Raw genomic sequence first — 22,694 nt, forward strand, 5'->3', positions numbered from 1 at the left:
ATTGGAATATAAACAAAGTATTGAGGAAGTATTAAAACAACAAAGTGTAGATAGAAATATTGGTTTAAGTGAAGAAGAAGCTAAAATAAGGCTTGAAAAATATGGAGAAAATAAATTAGAAGAAACTAAGAAAAAATCACTTGTTTCAAGATTTATAGATCAATTAAAAGATGTATTAATTTATGTTCTAATCATAGCTTCTATTTTAAATGTAATTGCACATTATCCTGATGGATTTACAGAAGCTGGAATTATACTAATGGTTGTATTAATAAATGCAGTAGTAGGTGTAGTTCAAGAAGCTAAGGCAGAAAAAACTTTAGAAGCTCTTAAAAAACTTTCTTCTCCTAAAGCATTAGTTAGAAGAGAAGGTAAAGTTTATGAAATTGATTCAAAATATATAGTTCCAGGCGATATATTAGTAATAGATGCTGGAAGATATATACCAGCAGATTTAAGATTAATAGAAACTCAAAATTTACAAGTAGAAGAATCAGCATTTACTGGTGAATCTCATGTAGTTACTAAGGATGCAAATTTCATAACTAATGAAGATAATCTTCCTATGGGGGATAAATTAAATCTAGCTTATTCATCAACTCTTGCAACTTATGGAAGAGGAGAAGGAATAGTAATAACAACAGGTATGAATACTGAAATAGGTAAAATAGCAAAAGCTTTAAATACTGATGAAGACAGTACTACGCCTTTACAAAAAAAATTAGATAAGTTAGGGAAAACTTTAGGATATATAGCTATAGTAGTATGTTTAATAATATTTGGATTAGGTGTAATGCAAGGTAGAGGTCCTGTTGAAATGATGATTACAGCCGTATCACTTGCAGTTGCAGCAATACCAGAAGGTTTAGTTGCTATAGTTGCTATAGTATTATCTACTGGTGTTACAAGAATGACTAAAAATAAGGCTATAGTTAAAAGATTACCTGCTGTTGAAACTTTAGGTTCAGTTAATGTAATATGTTCTGATAAAACGGGTACATTAACACAAAATAAGATGACTGTAGTTAAAGATTATTCTATGGATAATAAGGAATTATTAATGTCAGGTCTTTCATTATGTTCTGATGCTACAACTACTGTAGGAGATCCTACAGAAATAGCATTAGTTGTTTATGCTGAAAAACATGGATTAATGAAGGATGAATTAAATAATAAAAATAAACGTATAAATGAATTTGCATTTGATTCAGATAGAAAATTAATGTCTACACTACATGAAAATGGAGATAAATATATTTCATTTACTAAAGGTGCTATAGATAATATTATTTCATTATGTAAATATATTAAAGTTGGTAATGAAGTAGTTGAAATGACTGAAGAACATAGAAAACACATATTAGAAAAAAGTATAGAGATGTCTAATGAAGCACTAAGAGTTTTAGGGCTTGGATATAAGGAAAGTGATGTATACTTAGAGTGTGAAGATTTAGAAGATAATTTAATATTAGTAGGTATAGTTGGTATGATAGATCCTCCAAGAGAAGAGGTAAAAGATTCTATTTTAACTGCACAAAAAGCAGGAATTAAAGTAGTAATGATTACAGGGGATCATAAAAATACTGCAGTAGCTATAGCTAAAGAATTAAATATAGCTAAGGACATTTCAGAAAGTATTACGGGGCCTGAAATTGATGAATTAGATAAAGAATATTTCTATGAAAATGTAGATAAATATTCTGTTTTTGCAAGAGTTTCTCCTGAACATAAAGTTAATATAGTAGAAGCTTTAAAATTAAAAGGTAACATTGTTTCTATGACAGGAGATGGAGTTAATGATGCACCATCACTTAAAAAAGCTGATATAGGGGTTGCTATGGGTATTACAGGTACTGATGTTTCAAAAGGAGCAGCAGATATGATATTACTTGATGATAATTTTACAACTATAGTTAAGGCAGTAGAGGAAGGAAGAAATATATATAATAATATTAAGAAAACTATTATGTTCTTACTTTCATGTAATTTAGGGGAAGTAATATGTATATTCTTTGCTACATTATTAGGTTTACCTATACCTTTAGTTGCAACACAACTATTATGGATTAACCTTGTTACAGATACATTACCTGCTATTTCATTAGGGTTAGATCCAGGGAATAAATTAGTAATGGATGAAAAACCACGTTCTCCAAAAGAAAGTTTCTTTGCAAGAGGTGCTGCTACACGTGCATTTGTAGGAGGGACTCTAATAGGGTTATTTACATTACTTGCATTCTACATAGGTTTAAGAGAAGAAGGATTTAAAACTATTACTGAAATAAGAAGTTTAACAGAAGGTCATCCAGCTCTTATGCATGCAAGAACTATGGCTTTCATAGTTTTAACTGTTTCTCAGTTATTCTATTCATATACTATGAGGGTAGAGGATACTACTTCATTTAAAATTGGAATATTTAGTAATAAATATTTAAATATTTCTTTTGTTATAGGATTGGTATTACAAATATTATTAATAAATATACCTTTTGTTGCTAAAATATTTAGAGTACAAAGTTTAGGTATATTTGATTGGGATGTTGTAATAATATTAGCACTAATTCCATTTATAGTTAATGAATTAATTAAAGTATTTATTAAATTTAAAAAATAATTAGAAAGGAGCTGAATTTATGAAGAAAACTATTTTACTTTTATCTTTATTATTATTTTCATGTTCAAATAAAAGTGAAGATATAATAAATCAATTAGAAACTGATAAAAATGGTATAGAAGTTGAGATAGTTTCTGTAGATTCAGCTCACTTATCTAAATTACTAGATAGTAAAAATGAGGAAATAGCTAAGTTCTTTTCTGAAACAGATTTAAAAAAGTTTGATGAAAAAAATATAGATGCAAACCAAGTTTTAATATATATTGAAGAAGCTAAAAATGGTGATGCAAATGCTATAAATTCACTTTCATATATATATTTTCTGTTAGGAGATAATTCTAAATTAAAGGAAATATTAGAGCTAGGTTTAAAAAATAATGTGAAGGAAGCAGTATTTAATTTAGCTTTATTAGAAATGGAAGCAAAACATTTTGATAAAGCTCTTTCGTATTTTGAAAGACTACCTAAGGATTATAAGCCTAAGGAAATAGAAAATATTAAGAAGAATATTTATTTAAATATTGCTTCAATTGCATTAAAAGATGAAAATTATGATGATGCGGTTTCAAGTTTAATTAAGGTCTATGAAATGGGAAAAAAAGAATTAGATTATGAAATTGCAAATATATATAGATTAAAAGGAGATAAAGCTAATCTAGAAAAGTGGTTAGTAGTTTCTTCAAAAGCAAAAAATATAAATGCAAAAAAAGATTTAGCTGAGATCTATTATCACAGAGGTGAAATAGAGAAATCACTTAAATTATTCGAAGAATTATATTATCTAGGTGAGATAGAATTTGCTCGTATGCTTTATTTTGTTAACTTACAATTATTAAATAACAATGAAGCACTTAAGTGGTATAAGGTATCAAGAAGTCTAGGTATAGTTGAAAAAAATAATGAAATGGAAAAATTAAAAGGTTTTTACAATTAAAAGAGGTGAACATGAAAAAAATAATAATATATACTATGTTTAGTATTTTGTCTTTTTCTTTTTCTGCAAAATTATCAGAAAATTTAAATGATGAAATGCTTAGTAGTTTATATACTAATCATTTAATGTATAAAAGTATGTATATTGGTGATGAAAATAAAAATACTTACTATAAATATAATGAAACAAGTACAAGACCTCTTGCATCAGTTACAAAATTAATGACAGCAACAATAATTTTTGATGAAATAGAACAAGGGAAATATAGTTTAAATACAAAAGTGAAAGTGGATAAAGAAGCATCTAAAGTTCCATATGGTGTTGTTTTAAAAGAAAATAAAGTATATACTGTAGAAGAATTATTACATTTATTATTGATTAATTCATCAAATTCTTCAGCATATCAACTTGCCTTGTTTTCTTCTAAAGGTAATGTGGATATGTTTATAAAAAAAATGAATGAAAAAGCAAAGGAATTAAACCTTAGATCATTAAGATTTAATACTCCTCATGGACTTCCACCTGTAGATACTAATAGAGGAATGGATGTTGGAAATGCAAGAGATATATATTTATTAGCGCTAAATGCTTTAAGTAATAAAAAACTTTTAGAAATATCTAGTAAATATACATATGAAACTTCTGATGGAATTAAAATTAAATCTACAAATTCATTAGTAAAACTTGATAATGTTTCAGGTTTAAAAACAGGATTTCATAGAAGAGCAGGATATAATATAGTTTATTTAATAAATAATGGCGATGAGAAAATTATACAGGTAATTTTAGGATCAAATACTTCGCAAAACAGAGAAAAATTAGGGCTTAAAACTCTAGAACTTATGAAAGAGAGTGTGGAATAATGAAACCATATTTATTTAAAATTGGTAATTTTGAAATAAGAATTTATTCTCTTATGTATATTATTGCTTTATTTACAGCAATATTTATTGCAAAAAGAGATGAAGTTGCAGAAAAAAGAGGAATAAATAAAAATATAATTGAAGATTATGCATATTTTGCTATAGTTAGTGGTCTTATAGGGGCTAGGATATACTATGTTTTATTAAAATGGGGTTATTATAGCCAAAATGTTTCTGAAATAATAAAAGTATGGCATGGTGGACTAGCAATACATGGAGGAATAATAGGTGGAATTTTAGGAACTATAATTTTTGCTAAAATGAAGAAAGTTAATCCTTTAGTATTAATGGATATGGCTGTAGGACCTTTAATTTTAGGTCAAGGTTTAGGAAGAATAGGAAATTTAGCAAACGGTGAAATACACGGTTTTCCAACTATTACACCTTTTTCTGTAATCTTAAAGGGTAATTTTAATTCTTGGTGGCAAGAATTTCAAAATATGCCTTTAATGAAGCAATTAGAATTTAAAGAATTAGTACCTTGGGGTATAAAATTTCCTTTAGATAGTCCAGCAGGTTCAGAATTTCCTAATATGAAATTACATCCTGCTATGATATATGAATTGATATTTAATTTCATTGCTTTTTATCTAATTTGGTTTGTATTTAGAAAAAAAGAATATTCAAAAGGTATATTAACTATGATATATATAATAATATATGGAATAATTAGAATAATTGTTTCTACATTTAGAGCAGAAGACTTATTAGTATATGGTATAAGAGCTCCATATATTATTAGTTTCTTAATGATAATTATTGGTGTAGTTGGTATATTTATTATTAATAATAAAAAAGAGATAAAATAGAAAGGATATATATGAGAAGTTTATCAGGAATACAACCTAGTGGTGTACTTCATCTAGGTAACTATTTTGGAGCGTTAAAGCAATTTGTAGATTTACAAGATAAATATGAAGGAATATATTTTGTAGCCGATTATCATTCACTTACAAGTCAAATAAATCCAGAAACTTTGAGAACTCAAAGTATAAATGTAGTAATGGATTACATAGCAGCAGGGTTAGATCCTAAAAAGTCAACAATATTTTTACAATCATCTGTACCTTTACATACAGAATTAATGTGGATATTATCTAACTTAACACCTATGGCATTACTTGAGAGAGGACATGCATATAAAGATAAGATAGCTAAGGGAATAAAAGCTAATGTTGGATTATTTAATTACCCAGTATTAATGGCAGCAGATATTTTACTATATGAACCTGATTTTGTACCAGTAGGAAAGGATCAAAAACAACATATAGAATTTACAAGAGATTTTGCAGTGAAATTTAATGAACTATATAACAAAGAAGTATTTAAATTACCTGAACCATTAATACTTGATAGTGTTGCAACTGTAGTAGGAACAGATGGAGAAAAAATGTCTAAGTCTTATGGTAATATAATAAATATGTATGCTCCTGAAAAAGTATTAAAGAAACAAGTTATGAGTATAGTTACTGATTCAGCAGCTTTAGAGGAATCAAAAAATCCAGACAATAATATCACTAAACTTTATTCTTTATTTGCAGATGAAAATGAAATAAAGGCAATGAAGGAAAAATTTATGGCTGGAAATTATGGTTATGGACATGCTAAAAAAGAATTGTTAGAAAGAATACTTGATTATTTCAAAGAACAAAGAGAAAGAAGAACTAAATTAGAAAATAATTTAGATTATGTAAAAGAAGTATTAAGACAAGGTAGAACAAGAGCAAATGAAATAGCTACAGCAAAAATGATAGAAGTTAGAAAAGCAGTAGGGTTAGTGAGTGATGGAATATGAGAAAAATAATAGCAGCAATATTTATGGGGATATTTTTAATGTCGTGTTCTAGTGTAGGGATTCCAAATTCTCTAATAAAAAGTTCTTTATCAAAAAAAGTTGATGGTAAGAAAGAATTCTATTTTTTAAAGGGAGAGACTAAAGTTAATAGAGTTTTTGTGGAAGATAAAAAATTAAATATAGAGATAGAATTAAAATTAGATAATTCTGAAAAACCTATAGTAGCTTTAATAGATACAGAATTAAAATATTATCCACCAAAACTTTATGCTACTAATACTAGAATAAAAAGTATTAGTAATATTGTTTATGAAAAGGTAGCAACAGAAGTATTTACAAGGATAGTACAAACAATATTATTCAATAAAGAAATACTTAATGTAGGTGAAACTATAAATCCAGATAAAATTAAAGATATTTATGTTGGAGATAGTAACGTAGTAGTAGAATTTAAATAATATAATAATAGGAGGAAAAAATGGGATTTTTTTGTAAATTATTCGGAAAATGTAAAAAAGAAGAAGTGAAAAAAAGTGGTGAAATTAAAATAGTTTCTCCTTTAGATGGGAATGTAATAGCGTTAAAGGATGTACCAGATCCAACTTTTGCACAAGAATTATTAGGAAATGGTGTAGGTATAGAACCTTTAAAAAGTGGTGTAGTTAAATCACCTGTAGATGGAACTATTATACAACTTTTTGAAACTAAACATGCATTTGTAGTTGAAACAGAAGATGGAGTCCAAGTATTAACACATTTTGGTTTAAATACAGTAAAATTAAAAGGACAAGGATTTGAAATAATAACTAAAGAAGGTTCTAAAGTAAAAGCTGGAGATCCTATAGTTAAATTTGATTATGACTTTTTAAAAGAAAATGCAGATTCAGTTATTACTCCAGTAGTAATATTAGAAACAGAAGAATATAAAGAAGTTAAGGCAGAAGAAATTGAAACTGCAGTATCAGGTGAAACAGTAATAATTACTATTGTAAAATAAATAAAATAAGTATCTATAATCACTTTAGTATTATAGGTACTTTTTTTTGTTTAAATAATGATATATATTGATTTTTTTATCAAAAAATGATAAAATGTTAACGTAAATAACTGAGAATAATGAAACGGAGGAAACATGAAAAAGATAGCAATCTTAACTAGTGGTGGAGATTCACAAGGTATGAACACTGCTATAAGAGTAGTTGCTAAAACAGCTATGCATAAAGGCATGGAAGTTTATGGTATTAAAAGAGGGTATAAAGGTATTTTAGATAGAGATATTTTTAAAATGTCATTTCTTGATGTAGCAGGTTTAGCTGGAAAATGTGGAACTATGTTATTATCTGCAAGATTACCTGAATTTAAAGACCCTGAAGTTAGAACAAAGGCAGCTAACATTTTAAAAGAATATGGAATTGAAGGTTTAGTAGTAATAGGTGGAGATGGATCATTCCATGGTGCTCACTATCTATATGAAGAACATGGAATTAAAACTGTAGGTATACCTGGTACTATAGATAATGATATAGCGGGTACTGACTACACTATAGGTTATGATACTGCATTAAATATAGTGCTAGAATCATTTAACCAAATTAGAGATACCGCAAAATCACATGATAGAACATTCTTTATAGAAGTAATGGGAAGAAATTGTGGAGATATAGCTTTAAATGCAGGTATAGCTGCAGGAGCTAATGGAATATTAATTCCAGAAGTAGAAACTTCTATTGAAGATATAGTAAATATTATCAAAAGAAGAAGAGAAGCAGGAAAATTTTATGATGTAATAATTATGTCAGAAGGATATAAGAATAAAGACAATGTTGTTAAAGAATTAAAAGAAAGAATGCCAGAATTAGATACTAAACATGTAGTATTATCTCATATTCAAAGAGGTGGGAATCCTACAGCGGCAGACAGATTATTAGCAACAAAATTAGGAGTTAAAGCAGTAGAATTATTAATAGAAGGTCAATCAGGATTAATGGTTGGAGTAGAAAGTTCTAATGTAGTAACACATAAATTATCGTATGCATGGGAAAATTATCATAAAAAATCTCAAGCAGATTATGACATTGCAATGATGTTATCAGTATAAACATAATATATATTTAGGAGGATTTAAATGAAAATTAAAATGACTAAGGTAGTATGTACTATTGGACCAAAAAGTGAAAAGAAAGAAGTATTAAAACAATTAATCTTAAGTGGAATGAATGTTATGAGATTAAACTTCTCACATGGAGATTTTGAAGAACATGGTGCAAGAATTAAAACTATAAGAGAAATATCACAAGAAACAGGAAAACACGTAGCTATATTATTAGATACTAAAGGACCAGAAATTAGAACAGGTTCTCACGCTGAAGGAGACGTTAAATATGATTTAGTTGAAGGTCAAGACTTCGTAGTTACTACAGATTATGAATTCAAAGGAACACCTGAAAAAATTTCAGTTTCTTACCCTAACATGACTAAAGATTTAAAACCTGGAGATACTATCTTAATAGATGATGGATTAATAGGATTAGAAGTTAAAAGAATTGAAGGACAAGAAATTTTCTGTAAAGTTAAAAACTCAGGTGCTTTAGGACAAAAGAAAGGTGTTAACTTACCAGGAGTTTCAGTTTCTTTACCAGCATTAGCTGAAAAAGATAAAGGAGATTTAAAATTTGGATGTGAAGTTGGAGTTGACTTTATAGCTGCATCATTTATAAGAAAAGCTTCAGATGTTGCAGAAGTTAGAAAAGTATTAGATGAAAATGGTGGAGAACACATTAAAATAATTTCTAAGATTGAAAACCAAGAAGGTATAGATAACTTTGATGAAATCTTAGAATTATCTGACGGAATAATGGTTGCAAGAGGAGATTTAGGAGTAGAAATTCCAGTTGAAGAAGTTCCATTTGCACAAAAAATGATGATTAAAAAATGTAATGCAGCTGGTAAACCAGTAATTACAGCTACTCAAATGTTAGATTCAATGCAAAAAAATCCAAGACCTACAAGAGCAGAAGCAGGAGACGTTGCTAATGCGATCTTAGATGGAACAGATGCAGTAATGTTATCAGGAGAATCTGCAAATGGTAAATATCCAGTAGAAGCTGTTAGAACTATGGCAACTATATCAGCTAAAACAGATGCTTATGGAGTACCAAAAATCTACTACAGCCACGATGTAACAATTACAGAAGCTGTATCAAAAGGTGCTGTAGAAGCTGCTGAAAACTTAGGTGCCAAATTAATAGTTTGTTGGACAAAAACTGGAAGAGCAGCTAAGATGATAAGAAAATACAACCCAACAATGCCAATTATTGCTTTAACTGATTCAGATGTTACTGCAAGACAATTAGCATTAGTTAGAGGAGTTAGAGCAGTAGTTGCTACAGACTTAGATAACGCAGAACACTTCTTTGCTAAAGCTTTAGAAGTTGCAGCATCAAATGCATCAACAACTGAAGATGAAGCATACACAGGATTCAAAAAAGGTGATTTAGTAGTATTAGTTACAGGTATATCTGAAACAGGAACTACAAACACTTTCAAAGTTGCAAGAATAGGATAATTAAATATTAAATAGAAAAAGAACTGATATTTCAGTTCTTTTTCTATGAAAGGTAATGTTATGAAAAAAATTGACGAATTAGTGCAAGTATTATCTAATTTAAAAGGTATAGGAAAGAAAAATGCTACAAGAATAGCCTTTGATCTATTATCTAAAGATGAAGATGATGTTAATTATCTAATATATACTATTAAAAGCTCTTATGATACTATAAAACCATGTAATGTATGTCATAATCTTACTGATTTAGGTACTTGTGATATTTGTACTTCTAGTAATAGAAATAGGAGTATAATTTGTGTAGTTGAAGATACTAGGGATATTTATGCATTTAATAAAGCTAGTTCATATAACGGACTTTTTCATGTACTAGGTGGTAAAATAGATCCTTTAAATGGTATAGGAATAGATGAATTAAATATAGATAGTTTACTAAAAAGAATAGATGAAAATGTAAATGAGGTAATTCTTGCACTAAACCCCGATTTAGAAGGAGAGACTACTATATTATATTTAACTAAATTATTAAATAATATGAATGTTAAAGTAAGTAGAATAGCAAGTGGTATTCCTATAGGTGGGAATATAGAATATTCTGATAGTGCAACTCTTATTAAGTCATTAGAGGGAAGAATAATAATAAATGAAGGAGAAAAAGAATAATGGAAAAAATATATTTTACATCAGAATTTGTATCACCAGGTCATCCAGATAAAATTTGTGATCAAATTTCAGATGCTGTACTTGATGCTTGTTTAGCAGAAGATGAAAATTCTAGAGTAGCATGTGAAACATTTGCTACTACAGGCTTTGTTTTAGTAGGTGGTGAAATTACAACAAATACTTATGTAGATGTACAAAAATTAGCTAGAGATAAAATTAAAGAAATAGGATATATACCAGGATTAGGGTTTGACTATGATTGTGGAGTAGTAAATATGATACATTCACAATCACCTGACATAGCACAAGGTGTTGATGTTGGAGGAGCAGGGGATCAAGGGATTATGTTTGGTGGTGCAGTAGATGAAACACCAGAACTTATGCCTCTTGCTTTAACTTTAGCAAGAAATATAATATTCAAGTTAACAACTTTAACTAGAAATAATACTTTAGCTTGGGCAAGACCTGATGCTAAGGCTCAAGTAACTTTAGAATATGATAAAAATGGTGTAGTACAAAAAGTTAATTCAGTTGTATTATCTGTACAACATGATGAAGAAGTAACTCTTGATACTATAAAAAAAGATTTAAAAGAGTTAGTAATAAAACCTGCTTTAGAAGAATATGGAAGAGATATATCAGAAGTAGAACATTTCTATATTAATCCAACAGGACGTTTTGTTATAGGTGGTCCACATGGAGATACAGGACTTACAGGAAGAAAAATTATAGTTGATACATATGGTGGATACTTTAGACATGGTGGTGGAGCTTTCTCAGGAAAAGATAGTTCTAAAGTTGATAGATCAGCAGCTTATGCAGCAAGATGGATAGCTAAAAATATAGTAGCATCTGGTATAGCCAAAAAATGTGAAGTACAATTATCTTATGCTATAGGTGTTGTTGAACCAACTTCTATTTTAGTGGATACTTTTGGTACTTCAAATATAGATGATGTTAAAATTGCAGAAGTTGTAAAAGAAATATTTGATTTAACTCCACGTGGTATAGAAAACTCTTTATCTTTAAGAAAACCATCTTTTAGATATCAAGATTTAGCTGCATTTGGTCATATAGGTAGAAAAGATATAGATTTACCTTGGGAAAGATTAGATAAGGTAGAAGAAATAAAAAATAAATTAAAAGGTTAAGGTAAATATGAAAAAAATAGTAAGAAGTATTATATATGTTTTTGTATTTATTTCTTTCTTTATATCTTGTGGTAAAGAAAAAATAAATGATGAAGATAAGGTATTAGTATATAACCTATTTTCAGCTCCAAGAACATTAGATCCACATAAATATAATGATAATATATCTATGCAGATATCTAATTCAATTTATGAAGGATTATTAAGATTTGATGATAAAGGCGAAATAATAGGAGGATTAGCAAAAAGCTATCTTAAAGAAGGTAATAAATATTCATTTGAATTAAGAGATAATTTAAAATATTCAGATGGTAGTGATATAAAAGTAGAAGATGTAGAAGCGTCTTTATTAAGAGCACTTGATAAAGAATTTCTTTCTCAATTTGCCTCACAACTTTTTGTAATAAAAAATGCAAAAGAATATTATGAAGGGAAAGTCTCAAGAAAAGATTTAGGTATTAAAGTTGAAAATAATTTATTAGTAATAGAATTAGAAAAAGACTATAACTATTTCCCATATTTAATGACTTTACCCATTACAGCACCTTTTAAAGAAGGTAAGTATAATGGACCATATAAGTTAGAATTACAAACAGAACAAGAAGTATTAGTATCTAAAAATGATAATTATTGGAGAAGTTCAGAAGTGCATGTAGATAGAATTAAGTATGTGTATTTTAAAGATTTTTCTGTAGTAAATAATTTAATTAAAAATGAAGATATAGATATCTCAAGAGTAGATGTAGAGTTATTAAATAAGAATATTAACTCATATTTTGATGGAAGAATATGGTATTTAGATTACAATTTAATAAATAATGAAATGTTAAAAAATATACATTTAAGAAAAGCTATTTCATTGGCTATAGATAGAAATATATATATGAAGATAAAAAATGATGGTTCAAAAGTGGCACTTAATTTAATTAATGAAATTTTTGAGTATATTCCTACATATACTATAGAAGATGTTAATGTTGAACTTGCAAATTTTGAATTAGAACTTGCAAAAAAAGAATTGGGTGTAGAAAAATTTAATATAGAATTATTATCTGGAAACACGCCTATAGAAGTTAAAGAAATTCAATTTATACAAGAACAATTAAAACAAAACTTAGGTATAGAGGTTAGTGTTAAGACAGTTCCTTATAGTGATAGATTAGCATTAATTAAGGATAATAAATATGATATAGCTTTAAATACTTGGTCAGCAAAGTATAAAGATCCATTAGCTATATTAGATAGATTCCAATTTAAAAATAAGAAAATAGAGGTATTTGAATTAGAAAAATATAAGGAAATATTAGAAGAAGCAAGAATCTTTACTTTAGATAGAAAAGAAAAGATTGCCTTAGCAGAACAGATGTTACTTGAAAACTTAATAGTTTCACCACTTTATTTTTCTATAGAAAATAAGTTTGTAAGTGATAGAGTAACAAGTATAGTAAATAATCCTATAGGAAATGTAACAGACCTGTCATATGCAAGATGGAAATAAAATAACGAGTAGTTTTTTGACTACTCGTTTATATTTTTCCTCTATATTTGTCTAAAAAGTTTTGTAATATTATTTGAGCTGCGACCATGTCTACAACTTTTCTTCTTTCTTTTCCATTTTTTTTAGAAAAGTTTTTTAAATAATATTCTGCTTCTTTAGTTGTATATCTTTCATCTATATAGAATATAGGAAATTTTTCAGATATGAAAGGTTTTAATTCTTCTACAAATTTTTCTATTTTTTCAACCTGTATAGCATTTTGACCATCTTTAGTTTTTGGTTGTCCTATTACTAGGCCAACTATTTTTTCCTCATCTATAATTTTTTTTATTCTCTCAAAAGGATTAGTAATATTTCTGTCTATAACTTCATAACTAGATGCAAACATTCCTAACCCATCAGATTTTGCAACTCCTATTCTTACATCACCTATATCAAGGCCTAAGTATATTTTCATACTATATTCCTTTTATAAATTCTAAAGTTTTTTCTAATGCTTCTTTTACTTTGCTACCATCTTTTCCACCAGCTTGAGCAAAATCAGGTCTTCCTCCACCATTACCATCAGCAATAGTAGCAGCGTTCTTAACTATATTACCCGCATGATATTTAGATGTTAAATCCTTAGTTACTCCTGAAACAAATACTGCTTTTTCGTTATTTGAACCAAATAGTATTACACAAGATTTAAGTATGTCTTTAGCTCTATCCACTAAATCTTTTAATTCATTTACATCTTTATCTTTAAAAGATTTAACTAATACTTTTACTCCATTTATCTCTATAGCTTCATTAGTTAGAACATTAATTTCAAATTTAACTAATCTTCTTTGTAAATCTTTAATAGTATTTTCTTGTACTTTTACTTCTTCTCTAAATTTATTAATTGCTGGTAATAAGTTAGCTGGAGAAGTTTTAAATTTATTAGATATGTCGTTTATATCTTTTTCTAGACTATGTACATATTCTAAACTCTTATATCCAGTAATAGCTTCTATTCTTCTTACACCAGATGCCTTTCCTTGTTCTGATTTAATTTTAAATAAACCTATTTCTCCAGTTGAAGAAACATGTATTCCTCCACAAAGTTCTAAAGATACACCTGAGATATCTACAACTCTGACTACATCTCCATATTTATCACTAAATAATGCCATAGCACCTTTACTTATAGCATCATTAATATTTTCATAATTAATAAATACAGGTAAGTTTTCAAGTATTAACTCATTTACTCTATTTTCTATTTTTTCTACTTGTTCAGGACTTACTTGTTCATAATATGAGAAGTCAAATCTAAGACCTTCTTCGTTTACTAAAGATCCAGCTTGTTCTACAGTAGTTCCTAAAATTTCTCTTAATGCCTTATGTAGTAAATGTGTTGCAGTATGATTTTTCTTTATATCATTTCTAATTTTCTTATTAACCTCTAGTGTGTATTCTTTATTTAATTCTAGTTTATCACCAGAAATGTAGTGTATGAATACATCTGATTTTTTAGCTACATCTTTAACTTCTGCAACTATTTTATCATCTAATTTAATTACACCTCTATCAGCAACTTGTCCTCCACCTTCTGCATAAAATGGAGTTCTATCAAATATTACTTCATATAGTCCATTTTCTAAATCTTTGAAGTGTAAAACTTTACCATAATCGTTTAAAGTATCATAACCAGTAAATAAAGTTTTACCATTTTCTTTATAGAACTTATCTACAAATTCATCTTTAATCATATCAGAATTTTTAACTCTTGAGTCTTGAGATCTTTTTACTTGTTCTTCAAGTTTAATGTTAAATTCTTCTTCAGATACTTCCATTTGATTGTTTTCTACTATTAACTTAGTAAATTCAAATGGGAATCCATATGTATCATATAGTTTAAATGATACTTCACTAGATAATTTAGTTTTATTTTCTTTTTTACATTTTTCTATTTCTTCAAATAAGATTTCAGTACCAGATTTTAAAGTTCTAGAGAATTTATCTTCTTCAGATTTAATGATGTTTTTAATATATTCTCTTTTTTGCTCTAATTCTGGATATGCTTCCTTCATATTTTCAATAACAGCATCTACTATTTCATGTAAGAAAGTAAGAGAGTTATCAAAAATATCACGGTTTTCAACTGCACCTGCACCGTATGCTCTTCTAATTAATTTTTTAAGGATGTATCCACGTCCTTCATTTGATGGTAAAACACCATCACAAATTAAAAATGTTGATGCTCTAAGATGGTCTGCAATTATTTTTACTGATACAGAAATTTTCTCTTCTTTAATATCTAATGTTTTTTTAATATTTTCAATAATTGGAGTAAATAAGTCAGTTTCAAAGTTATTTACTTTGTTTTGTACTACAGATGCTATTCTTTCAAGTCCTGCACCAGTATCTATATTTTTTTCTGGAAGTGGAACTAAAGATCCGTCCTCTAATCTATTCCATTCAGTAAATACAAGATTCCAAATTTCTAGGAATCTATTTCCTTCATCACCAGGTTTAGAGTTAATTTCTTCATTATTTTCACCCATAATTTGAGTATCGTAATATATTTCAGAACAAGGACCACATGAACCTATAGGACCTGCTGACCACCAGTTATCGTCATCTCCTAGTCTTACCATATGATCTTCAGGTACTCCAACTTCTTTAGTCCATATGTCATATGCTTCATCATCTGTTAAATATACAGATACATATAGTCTATTAGAATCTAATTTTAATACTTCTGTAATATATTCCCATGACCATTTAATAGATTCTCTTTTGAAATAATCTCCAAATGAAAAGTTACCTAACATTTCAAAGAAAGTATGATGTCTTGGAGTAACTCCAACATTTTCTAAGTCATTAGTTCTAATACATTTTTGATATGTTGTTATTCTACTATATGGTGCTTTTTTTTCTCCTAAAAAGAAAGATTTGAAAGGTACCATTCCTGCTACTGTTAAAAGTAAAGTTTTATCATCAGGGATTAATGAAGCACTTTCAAAATGTTTATGTTCTTTAGATTTGAAAAATTCTATAAAGCTTTTTCTTAATTCATTTCCAGTCATTTTTTATCACCTTTATTTAATATTTTTATTCTAAAATTATATCATAAAAATGTATTTATTTCAATAAATTTGGAACATGTGAAATAAATAAAAATATGATAATTTCAAGACTTATATACAATGTTTAAGTATATATGAAAAAAACTATGCAATTTTTTTGCATAAATGGTATTGAAAAAAGTAATAAATGGTAGTATACTTTTTATTGAAAATGCTTGCACAAAAAAGGAGTATGTATGAAAAAGATTACAATAAAAGATGTAGCAAAAAAGGCAAATGTAAGTGAAGCAACAGTTTCAAGGGTTATGTCAAATAGTCCATTAATTAGTGATAAAACAAAAAGAAAGGTTTTAAAAGTTATTAAAGAGTTAGATTATTTTCCTAATTCAGCTGCAGTTTCTCTTACTAAGAGTAGTAGTAGAATTTTAGGTATAGTAATTGAAGATCAAAATGACAATCCTTTACAAAATGATTTCTTTACAGAAACATTATCATATATTAGTGCATATGCATTAGAAAGAGGATATTACATATTATATATTCATTCTAAGGATAATGAAGAATTACATGAAAATATTGAAAGATTAATTAAGACAAATAGGATAGATGGACTTGTATTTTTAAACTTAGTTGAAAATGATAGAAATATTAATTATTTAAAAGAGATTAAATTTCCATATGTAGTATTAGGTACACCAAAAGAGCTTGATAAAGGTTTATGGGTAGATAATGATAATATTAAAGCAACAAGAGAAGTTACAAAAAGAATGATACAAAAGGGTTATACTAATTTTACATTCCTTTCTGGACCTACAAATTTAACTGTGTCTAATTATAGGAAAGAAGGATACACTATTGCTTTAAAAGAAGCTAAAATAAAAAGTATGTATCAAATATCTTCTGATTTTGATTCTTATGAAGCTTATCATACTACTAAGGAATTACTGATGCAAAATAATCAGATAGAAGTTATAATAACTACAGATGATATTTTAGCTATAGGTGCTATAAGAGCTATAGAAGAACTTGGTAAAAAAGTTGAAGTTACTGGATTTAATAATTCTAAATTAAGAAGATACCTTAAACTTAACTTTACAACAGTAGATATTCGTTATGAAGAACTAGCGAATAAGTCTGTAAATATATTAATAGATAATATAGAAAATGTAAAAAGAGAAAAGAACTTTGTAATAGTTCAAGCTGATATTATAGAAGGAGAAAAAAATGGAACAAAACTTTGATTATAAACACATTAATAAAAATAGAAAAAGCGCAATAATAATGCATATTTCTTCTTTATGGAGCGAATATGGGATAGGTAATTTAGGTAAAGAAGCATATGAATTTGCTGATTTTTTAAAGGAATCAGGACAATTTTATTGGCAAATACTGCCTACAGGACCAACAGGTTATGGGGATTCACCTTATCAAGCGTTTTCATCATTTGCAGGTAATCCATATTTTATAGACTTTAGAATATTAAAAGAAGAAGGATTATTAAAAGAAGAAGATTATTCTAATTTAGATTATGGGAATAATCCAGATAGAGTAGACTTTGGTAAAATATATGTTACTAGAAAAGAAGTATTATCTAAAGCTTTTGAAAACTTTAAATTAATAAAAGATGAAAAATTTGAAGAATTCTTAGATGAAAATTCTGATTGGATTAATGATTATGCTTTATTTATGTCTTTAAAAGAACATTTTGGTAATATATCTTGGGAAGATTTTCCTGAAAATATTAAAAATAGGGATACAGATGAATTGGAAAAATTTGAAGTATTACTTAAAAATAAAATAGATTATCAAAAATTTATACAATATAAGTTTTTTGAACAGTATAAAAAATGGAAAGAATATGTTAATTCATTAGGAATAAAAATTATAGGTGATATGCCTATTTATGTTTCTCCAGATAGTTTGGAAGTTTGGAAAGATAGAGAGCTATTCTTAGATGACATAGTAGGAGGTTGCCCACCAGATGGATTTAGTGCAGGAGGACAAAAATGGGGAAATCCTGTATATAATTGGGAAAAACATCAAGAAACTGGATTTAAATGGTGGATAAATAGAATAGAAAAAACTATGAAATATATAGATGTATTAAGAATAGATCATTTTAGAGGTTTTGAATCATATTGGGCAGTACCAAAATTTGATGAAGATGCAAGTAATGGTAAGTGGGTTAAAGCACCTGGAATAAAACTTTTTGAAGCAGTTAAAGAAGCTTTAGGAGAAATTGATATAGTAGCTGAAGACTTAGGTTATACTACTATAGATGTTGTAGAATTTAGAGAAAAAACAGGTTTTCCAGGTATGAAGATGTTACAATTTGCATTTAATCCTGATAATGAAAGTGATTTTTTACCACATCAAACAGAAAGAAACTGGGCAGTATATACTGGTACACACGATAGTGATACAGTTAAAACATGGTTTGAAAAAGCAAATCCTGTGGAAGTTGAATTTGCTAAAAAATACTTACATTTAATAGATCCAAAAGATTATGTTAAAGGATTTATTAGAGCTGCTTGGTCATCAGTTGCAAATCTTGCAGTTGCACAAATTCAAGATTTCCTAGAATTAGGTGATGAAGGTAGAATGAATACACCTTCAACTTTAGGTAATTGGTCTTGGAGAGTAAGAAAAGAAATGTTAACTAAAGAATTAAGCGATGAAATTTATGATTTAACAAAAATATATTTTAGATTAAATAAATAAGGAAGTATATATGATAACTAGAAAAATAGATAATGATTTAAGAAATTTAGGTTTAGATTTAAGATATAGATATGATGGAAAATTAGGAATAGAATACTCAAAAGATGCTACTATTTTTAGAGTATTCGCTCCTACAGCTACTAGAGTTCAATTATTAATTAATAATGAAAATTTAGAGATGATAAAAGATGAGTCTAAAGGTATTTTTGAATTAAAAGTAGATGGAGATTTAGATAAAGTAGGATATATGTATAAAACTTTTTTTGAAGGTGAAGTTTTTGAAACAGTAGATCCTTATGCTATAGCAAGTGAAGCTAATTCAGGAAAGTCTGTAGTTGTAGATTTATCTAAAACAATTAAAGGTGAAAGAATGCCTAAATTTAATATGCTAGATTCAGTTATATATGAACTACATATTAGAGATTTTACATTAAAAGCTAAAAATAAAGGTAAATATTTAGGGGTTGTAGAGGAAGAACAATTAAATTATTTAAAAAAATTAGGAATAACACATGTACAATTACTACCTATTTATGATTATTCTACTGATTCAGTTGATGAATTAAATCCTGATTTAAGATATAACTGGGGTTATGATCCTGTAAACTATAACGTACCTGAGGGTTCATATTCATCTGACCCTAAAAATCCTTATTCAAGAATTAATGAATTAAAACAAATGATAGAAGTATTACATGAAAATGGAATAAGAGTAATTATGGACGTTGTGTATAACCATGTTTATGATGCTTTAGCACACTCTTTATCTAAAACTATACCAAACTATGCATTTAGAAAAACTGAGTATTTCCATTTTAGTAATGGAACTGGTTGTGGAAATGACGTTGCTAGTGAAAGATATATGATAAGAAAATATATAGTAGATAGCGTTAAATATTGGGCTAGTGAATTTAATTTAGATGGATTTAGATTTGATCTTATGGGTATATTAGATGTTGAAACTATGAATGAGATTAGAACTGAACTAGATAAAATTGATAAGAGTATAATAGTATTGGGAGAAGGTTGGGATCTTGCGACTTCTTTAAGTGATGATTTAAAAGCAAATCAGCTTAATGCAAATAAAATGCCTAATATAGCTTTCTTTAATGATGACATTAGAGATAGTCTAAGAGGTTCAACATTTGAGAAATTAGGAAATGGATATGTTAGTGGTGGAGAACTTGAAGAAAGATTATTGCTAAGTATACAAGGTGGTAAAGGGTTAAAAACATATATTTCACCTAATCAGTTAATACAATATATTGAAGCACATGATAACAATACTGTATATGATCATATTGAAATTACTAATAATGAAGAAAATGTAGAAAATAGAATTAGAATGCAATCTATAGCAACAAGTATAGTTATGCTTTCTCAAGGTGTACCATTTATACATGCTGGACAAGAATTTTTTAGAACTAAAGATGGTGTAGAAAATTCATATAAGTCTAGTGAAGAAATAAATAAATTTGATTTTGAAAGAGCGAAGCAATATGAGAAATATGTAAATTATTTATCAGATTTAATTAAATATAGAAAAGAAAATAAAGTGTTAAGATTAGAAACATTTGAAGAAATAAAAAATGTATTTAACTTAATACATGCAGATGATGATACTTTAGTTTACTCTTTTGATAATATATATATTTGTGCTAATGTAAGTAAAGAAGAAAAAAATATATTATTAAGTGAAGGTCAATATTGCATAAAATTTGACGATTTTTCTAAAGTTGAAGATAAAAAAATTAATATTGTAAATGAATATAAAATGAATCCATTAAATATTTTAATATTAGAAAAAATAAATAGATAATAGTAAAATAAACATGAATATAGTAAAATCGATATTTTAATATAAAGGTATGAAGTCAAGGTTAATAAAATACTAAAAAAAATATATATTTGTGTATTGACTTTATAGATTATTGAGGTATAATAATAATGTAAATTGCAAACGATTGCATAAATACAAATAAATTAAAGAAGTAGGAGTGAAAGAATTATGAATTTCAAAAAACTTGCGACAAGTGCATTTTTAATGTTCTCTTTATTGCTTTCTTGTGGAGCTAAAGAAGAAGCAAAAGCTGAAACTGGAGAAGCTTTAACTGGTCATATAGTTGTACAAGCTGAAGAAACTTGGGTACCTTATTATGAAGCTGCAATAGCTAGAGTTAAAGAAAAAAATCCTGAAGCTACAATTGATTTAAAAGTTATAGGAGCTTTCGATCATATGAAAGTTATCGAAGAAACTAATGCTGAAAATGAAGATGTTGCTGACGTATTCACTATTCCATTAGACAGAATTGAATCATTACATGGAAAAGATTTATTAGCTTCATTTGATGCAAAAGCATTAGGTGAAAAAATTGGAGGATTTGGAGATTTTGATAAAGGTCTTGGAGGACAATTAATGTTCGATGGATCATACTTTGGATTCCCTTTCAATATTGAAACTTTATTCTTAGGAATAAACACTAAAAACGTTGAAGCAAATGGTGTAGATTTAGCTAATTTAGATTTCGCTGAATTAGGACCAGAAGTTGCAATGATACCTGTATTCAATGCATGGTGGGGTGTTGCAATAACTAATGCTTTCGGTTTTGAGTTATTAGCTAAAGATGGAGATAAATTTGTTTCTGATTTAACTAAAGAATGGGCAGAATTATCACCTGAAGTTCAAAATATGTTTGCTGGATTACATAAATATTGGCAAGCTTCAAATGAGAAAAAACTTCCTATGTTTGACTCATCTGCAGTTTATGGATTTATGGATGACAACTTCAAAACTGGAAACAAAGGTTCTGTAAGAATTTCTGGACCTTGGGACTTAACTGCTTGGTCAGGATTAGTTGGAGAAGATTTAGAAGTTGCTGGATTAAATCAAGCTAAATTTGCTGGACAAGAATTAAAACACTGGAAAGGTGGATGGGCTTTAGTAGTTAATGTAAGAAATGAAGAAGCTGCTGATAAATTAGCTTTATCTGAAGCTGTTATTGCTGAAATTATGAACCCTGCATACGCAGCAGATTTCTATAAATTAACAAGTAAAATCATGCCTAACGTTTCTAAAGAAGAATATGCTAAACTTGATTTATCTGACTTAGATAAAAAAGCTATTACTTCAGTAATCGAAGGTTATGAAGGAGCAGTTTCTAGACCATTATTCCAAGAATGGGGACAAGTATGGGGAACATGGGAAAATGCTTTACTTTCATGGGAAGCTAAAAAACCTGCAACTCCAGAAGATGCATATAAAGAAATACAAGCAAGCTTTAAAGCACTGTTAACAAATTTAGGACAATAATAAAATTGAGTAAGTGTTAAAAGCACTTACTCTTTTTTTAAAAAAAGAGGTTTTATGAAACTAGATAAAGTAACATTAAATAAATATTTACTTATGGTTTTGTTTATAATGATATTTGAGAGTTTAAGCAGTATGTATGCTGTAAAAAGTATAGATATTTTTAATAAGGTACATATTGAAACAGGAATATCACTGAATGATTATATCACTATTGAAATGATAAAATATTTTAGTTCAGTATCAATATTTATTATTTTTTCAATATATACATATATTACTTATAAACATTATAAAATAAATAGTTTATATAAGGGAGTATGGACGTTATTTATTATTGCAAATATACTTTTTAAAATATTTGTATTTAAGCAAGACACGATATTTTACTATTTAAGTATAATAGTGCAATTTATCTTGGTTGTTTATATTATTAAATTTAAAGAAAAAGAAAGAGAGGAATGATC

19 protein-coding genes are annotated in these 22,694 nt (G+C 27.6%); 17 read left to right on the forward strand and 2 right to left on the reverse strand.

The window, feature by feature from the left end; all coding sequences use genetic code 11:
- Position 1: 1 nt before the first annotated feature.
- The 12 genes from AYC60_RS05675 to AYC60_RS05730 all read left to right on the forward strand — a co-directional run bounded on the left by AYC60_RS05675 (position 2) and on the right by AYC60_RS05730 (position 13,143).
- Positions 2–2,614 carry a cation-translocating P-type ATPase gene (locus AYC60_RS05675; RefSeq protein ID WP_067322268.1) on the forward strand — a complete coding sequence of 871 codons (2,613 nt, stop codon included), beginning with the start codon at positions 2–4 and terminating at the stop codon, positions 2,612–2,614.
- 19 nt (positions 2,615–2,633) lie between these two features.
- Complete coding sequence (locus AYC60_RS05680; RefSeq protein ID WP_067322271.1) at positions 2,634–3,548, forward strand: tetratricopeptide repeat protein; 915 nt, start codon at positions 2,634–2,636, stop codon at positions 3,546–3,548.
- Positions 3,549–3,559: 11 nt separating this feature from the next.
- Positions 3,560–4,411: a D-alanyl-D-alanine carboxypeptidase family protein gene (locus tag AYC60_RS05685; RefSeq protein WP_067322273.1), complete on the forward strand. Its 852-nt coding sequence runs from the start codon at positions 3,560–3,562 to the stop codon at positions 4,409–4,411.
- Complete coding sequence (lgt, locus tag AYC60_RS05690) at positions 4,411–5,280, forward strand: prolipoprotein diacylglyceryl transferase (protein ID WP_067322275.1); 870 nt, start codon at positions 4,411–4,413, stop codon at positions 5,278–5,280. Before AYC60_RS05685 ends, lgt begins: the two co-directional genes overlap by 1 nt.
- An 11-nt stretch (positions 5,281–5,291) precedes the next feature.
- Positions 5,292–6,266 carry a tryptophan--tRNA ligase gene (trpS, locus tag AYC60_RS05695; protein WP_067322278.1) on the forward strand — a complete coding sequence of 325 codons (975 nt, stop codon included), beginning with the start codon at positions 5,292–5,294 and terminating at the stop codon, positions 6,264–6,266.
- On the forward strand, positions 6,263–6,724 hold the full coding sequence (locus AYC60_RS05700) for a hypothetical protein (protein ID WP_067322280.1): 462 nt from the start codon (positions 6,263–6,265) through the stop codon (positions 6,722–6,724). The genes trpS and AYC60_RS05700 overlap by 4 nt, the downstream gene beginning before the upstream one ends.
- A 20-nt stretch (positions 6,725–6,744) precedes the next feature.
- Positions 6,745–7,263, forward strand: a complete 519-nt coding sequence (locus AYC60_RS05705) for a PTS sugar transporter subunit IIA (protein WP_067322283.1) — start codon at positions 6,745–6,747, stop codon at positions 7,261–7,263.
- A gap of 135 nt (positions 7,264–7,398) precedes the next feature.
- A complete protein-coding gene (gene pfkA / locus AYC60_RS05710) occupies positions 7,399–8,364 on the forward strand; it encodes a 6-phosphofructokinase (RefSeq protein WP_067322286.1) in 966 nt (321 codons plus the stop codon).
- A gap of 27 nt (positions 8,365–8,391) precedes the next feature.
- The gene (pykF, locus tag AYC60_RS05715; RefSeq protein ID WP_197416989.1) at positions 8,392–9,831 is read left to right on the forward strand and encodes a pyruvate kinase PykF; all 1,440 of its coding nucleotides are present in this window, start codon (positions 8,392–8,394) and stop codon (positions 9,829–9,831) included.
- A 60-nt stretch (positions 9,832–9,891) separates the two neighbouring features.
- A complete protein-coding gene (recR, locus tag AYC60_RS05720; RefSeq protein ID WP_067322289.1) occupies positions 9,892–10,494 on the forward strand; it encodes a recombination mediator RecR in 603 nt (200 codons plus the stop codon).
- Entirely contained in the window at positions 10,494–11,645 is a 1,152-nt protein-coding gene (gene metK / locus AYC60_RS05725; protein WP_067322290.1) for a methionine adenosyltransferase, read from the forward strand. The genes recR and metK overlap by 1 nt, the downstream gene beginning before the upstream one ends.
- A 7-nt stretch (positions 11,646–11,652) precedes the next feature.
- Positions 11,653–13,143, forward strand: coding sequence for a peptide ABC transporter substrate-binding protein (locus tag AYC60_RS05730; protein ID WP_067322292.1), 1,491 nt, complete (start codon positions 11,653–11,655; stop codon positions 13,141–13,143).
- A 28-nt stretch (positions 13,144–13,171) separates the two neighbouring features.
- Here the strand turns inward: AYC60_RS05730 and ruvX are convergent, their stop codons facing one another.
- Together ruvX and alaS are read right to left on the reverse strand one after the other, a co-directional pair.
- A complete protein-coding gene (gene ruvX / locus AYC60_RS05735; RefSeq protein ID WP_067322294.1) occupies positions 13,172–13,600 on the reverse strand; it encodes a Holliday junction resolvase RuvX in 429 nt (142 codons plus the stop codon).
- 1 nt (position 13,601) lies between these two features.
- Entirely contained in the window at positions 13,602–16,199 is a 2,598-nt protein-coding gene (alaS, locus tag AYC60_RS05740; RefSeq protein WP_067322297.1) for an alanine--tRNA ligase, read from the reverse strand.
- Positions 16,200–16,435: 236 nt separating this feature from the next.
- Here alaS and AYC60_RS05745 point away from each other — a divergent pair, with 236 nt between their 5' ends.
- From AYC60_RS05745 to AYC60_RS05765, 5 genes are all read left to right on the forward strand, one after another.
- Entirely contained in the window at positions 16,436–17,440 is a 1,005-nt protein-coding gene (locus tag AYC60_RS05745) for a LacI family DNA-binding transcriptional regulator (protein WP_067322300.1), read from the forward strand.
- Positions 17,424–18,920: a 4-alpha-glucanotransferase gene (gene malQ, locus AYC60_RS05750; RefSeq protein ID WP_067322302.1), complete on the forward strand. Its 1,497-nt coding sequence runs from the start codon at positions 17,424–17,426 to the stop codon at positions 18,918–18,920. The genes AYC60_RS05745 and malQ overlap by 17 nt, the downstream gene beginning before the upstream one ends.
- A 10-nt stretch (positions 18,921–18,930) precedes the next feature.
- Complete coding sequence (pulA, locus tag AYC60_RS05755) at positions 18,931–20,739, forward strand: type I pullulanase (RefSeq protein ID WP_067322304.1); 1,809 nt, start codon at positions 18,931–18,933, stop codon at positions 20,737–20,739.
- Positions 20,740–20,928: 189 nt separating this feature from the next.
- Positions 20,929–22,230, forward strand: coding sequence for a sugar ABC transporter substrate-binding protein (locus AYC60_RS05760; RefSeq protein ID WP_067322306.1), 1,302 nt, complete (start codon positions 20,929–20,931; stop codon positions 22,228–22,230).
- 54 nt (positions 22,231–22,284) lie between these two features.
- Positions 22,285–22,692 carry a hypothetical protein gene (locus AYC60_RS05765; RefSeq protein WP_067322309.1) on the forward strand — a complete coding sequence of 136 codons (408 nt, stop codon included), beginning with the start codon at positions 22,285–22,287 and terminating at the stop codon, positions 22,690–22,692.
- Positions 22,693–22,694: the final 2 nt, after the last annotated feature.

It is taken from the genome of Streptobacillus felis, assembly GCF_001559775.1.
GTDB lineage: Bacteria > Fusobacteriota > Fusobacteriia > Fusobacteriales > Leptotrichiaceae > Streptobacillus > Streptobacillus felis.

Coding starts and splice junctions, on each gene's coding strand:
- AYC60_RS05685 (WP_067322273.1), top strand. CDS start 3,560: ATGAAAAAAATAATAATATATACTATGTTTAGTATTTTGTCTTTTTCT.
- AYC60_RS05730 (WP_067322292.1), top strand. CDS start 11,653: ATGAAAAAAATAGTAAGAAGTATTATATATGTTTTTGTATTTATTTCT.
- AYC60_RS05765 (WP_067322309.1), top strand. CDS start 22,285: ATGAAACTAGATAAAGTAACATTAAATAAATATTTACTTATGGTTTTG.
- AYC60_RS05760 (WP_067322306.1), top strand. CDS start 20,929: ATGAATTTCAAAAAACTTGCGACAAGTGCATTTTTAATGTTCTCTTTA.
- trpS (WP_067322278.1), top strand. CDS start 5,292: ATGAGAAGTTTATCAGGAATACAACCTAGTGGTGTACTTCATCTAGGT.
- AYC60_RS05700 (WP_067322280.1), top strand. CDS start 6,263: ATGAGAAAAATAATAGCAGCAATATTTATGGGGATATTTTTAATGTCG.
- AYC60_RS05680 (WP_067322271.1), top strand. CDS start 2,634: ATGAAGAAAACTATTTTACTTTTATCTTTATTATTATTTTCATGTTCA.
- alaS (WP_067322297.1), bottom strand. CDS start 16,199: ATGACTGGAAATGAATTAAGAAAAAGCTTTATAGAATTTTTCAAATCT.
- pfkA (WP_067322286.1), top strand. CDS start 7,399: ATGAAAAAGATAGCAATCTTAACTAGTGGTGGAGATTCACAAGGTATG.
- recR (WP_067322289.1), top strand. CDS start 9,892: ATGAAAAAAATTGACGAATTAGTGCAAGTATTATCTAATTTAAAAGGT.
- AYC60_RS05745 (WP_067322300.1), top strand. CDS start 16,436: ATGAAAAAGATTACAATAAAAGATGTAGCAAAAAAGGCAAATGTAAGT.
- lgt (WP_067322275.1), top strand. CDS start 4,411: ATGAAACCATATTTATTTAAAATTGGTAATTTTGAAATAAGAATTTAT.
- ruvX (WP_067322294.1), bottom strand. CDS start 13,600: ATGAAAATATACTTAGGCCTTGATATAGGTGATGTAAGAATAGGAGTT.
- metK (WP_067322290.1), top strand. CDS start 10,494: ATGGAAAAAATATATTTTACATCAGAATTTGTATCACCAGGTCATCCA.
- pulA (WP_067322304.1), top strand. CDS start 18,931: ATGATAACTAGAAAAATAGATAATGATTTAAGAAATTTAGGTTTAGAT.
- AYC60_RS05705 (WP_067322283.1), top strand. CDS start 6,745: ATGGGATTTTTTTGTAAATTATTCGGAAAATGTAAAAAAGAAGAAGTG.
- pykF (WP_197416989.1), top strand. CDS start 8,392: ATGAAAATTAAAATGACTAAGGTAGTATGTACTATTGGACCAAAAAGT.
- malQ (WP_067322302.1), top strand. CDS start 17,424: ATGGAACAAAACTTTGATTATAAACACATTAATAAAAATAGAAAAAGC.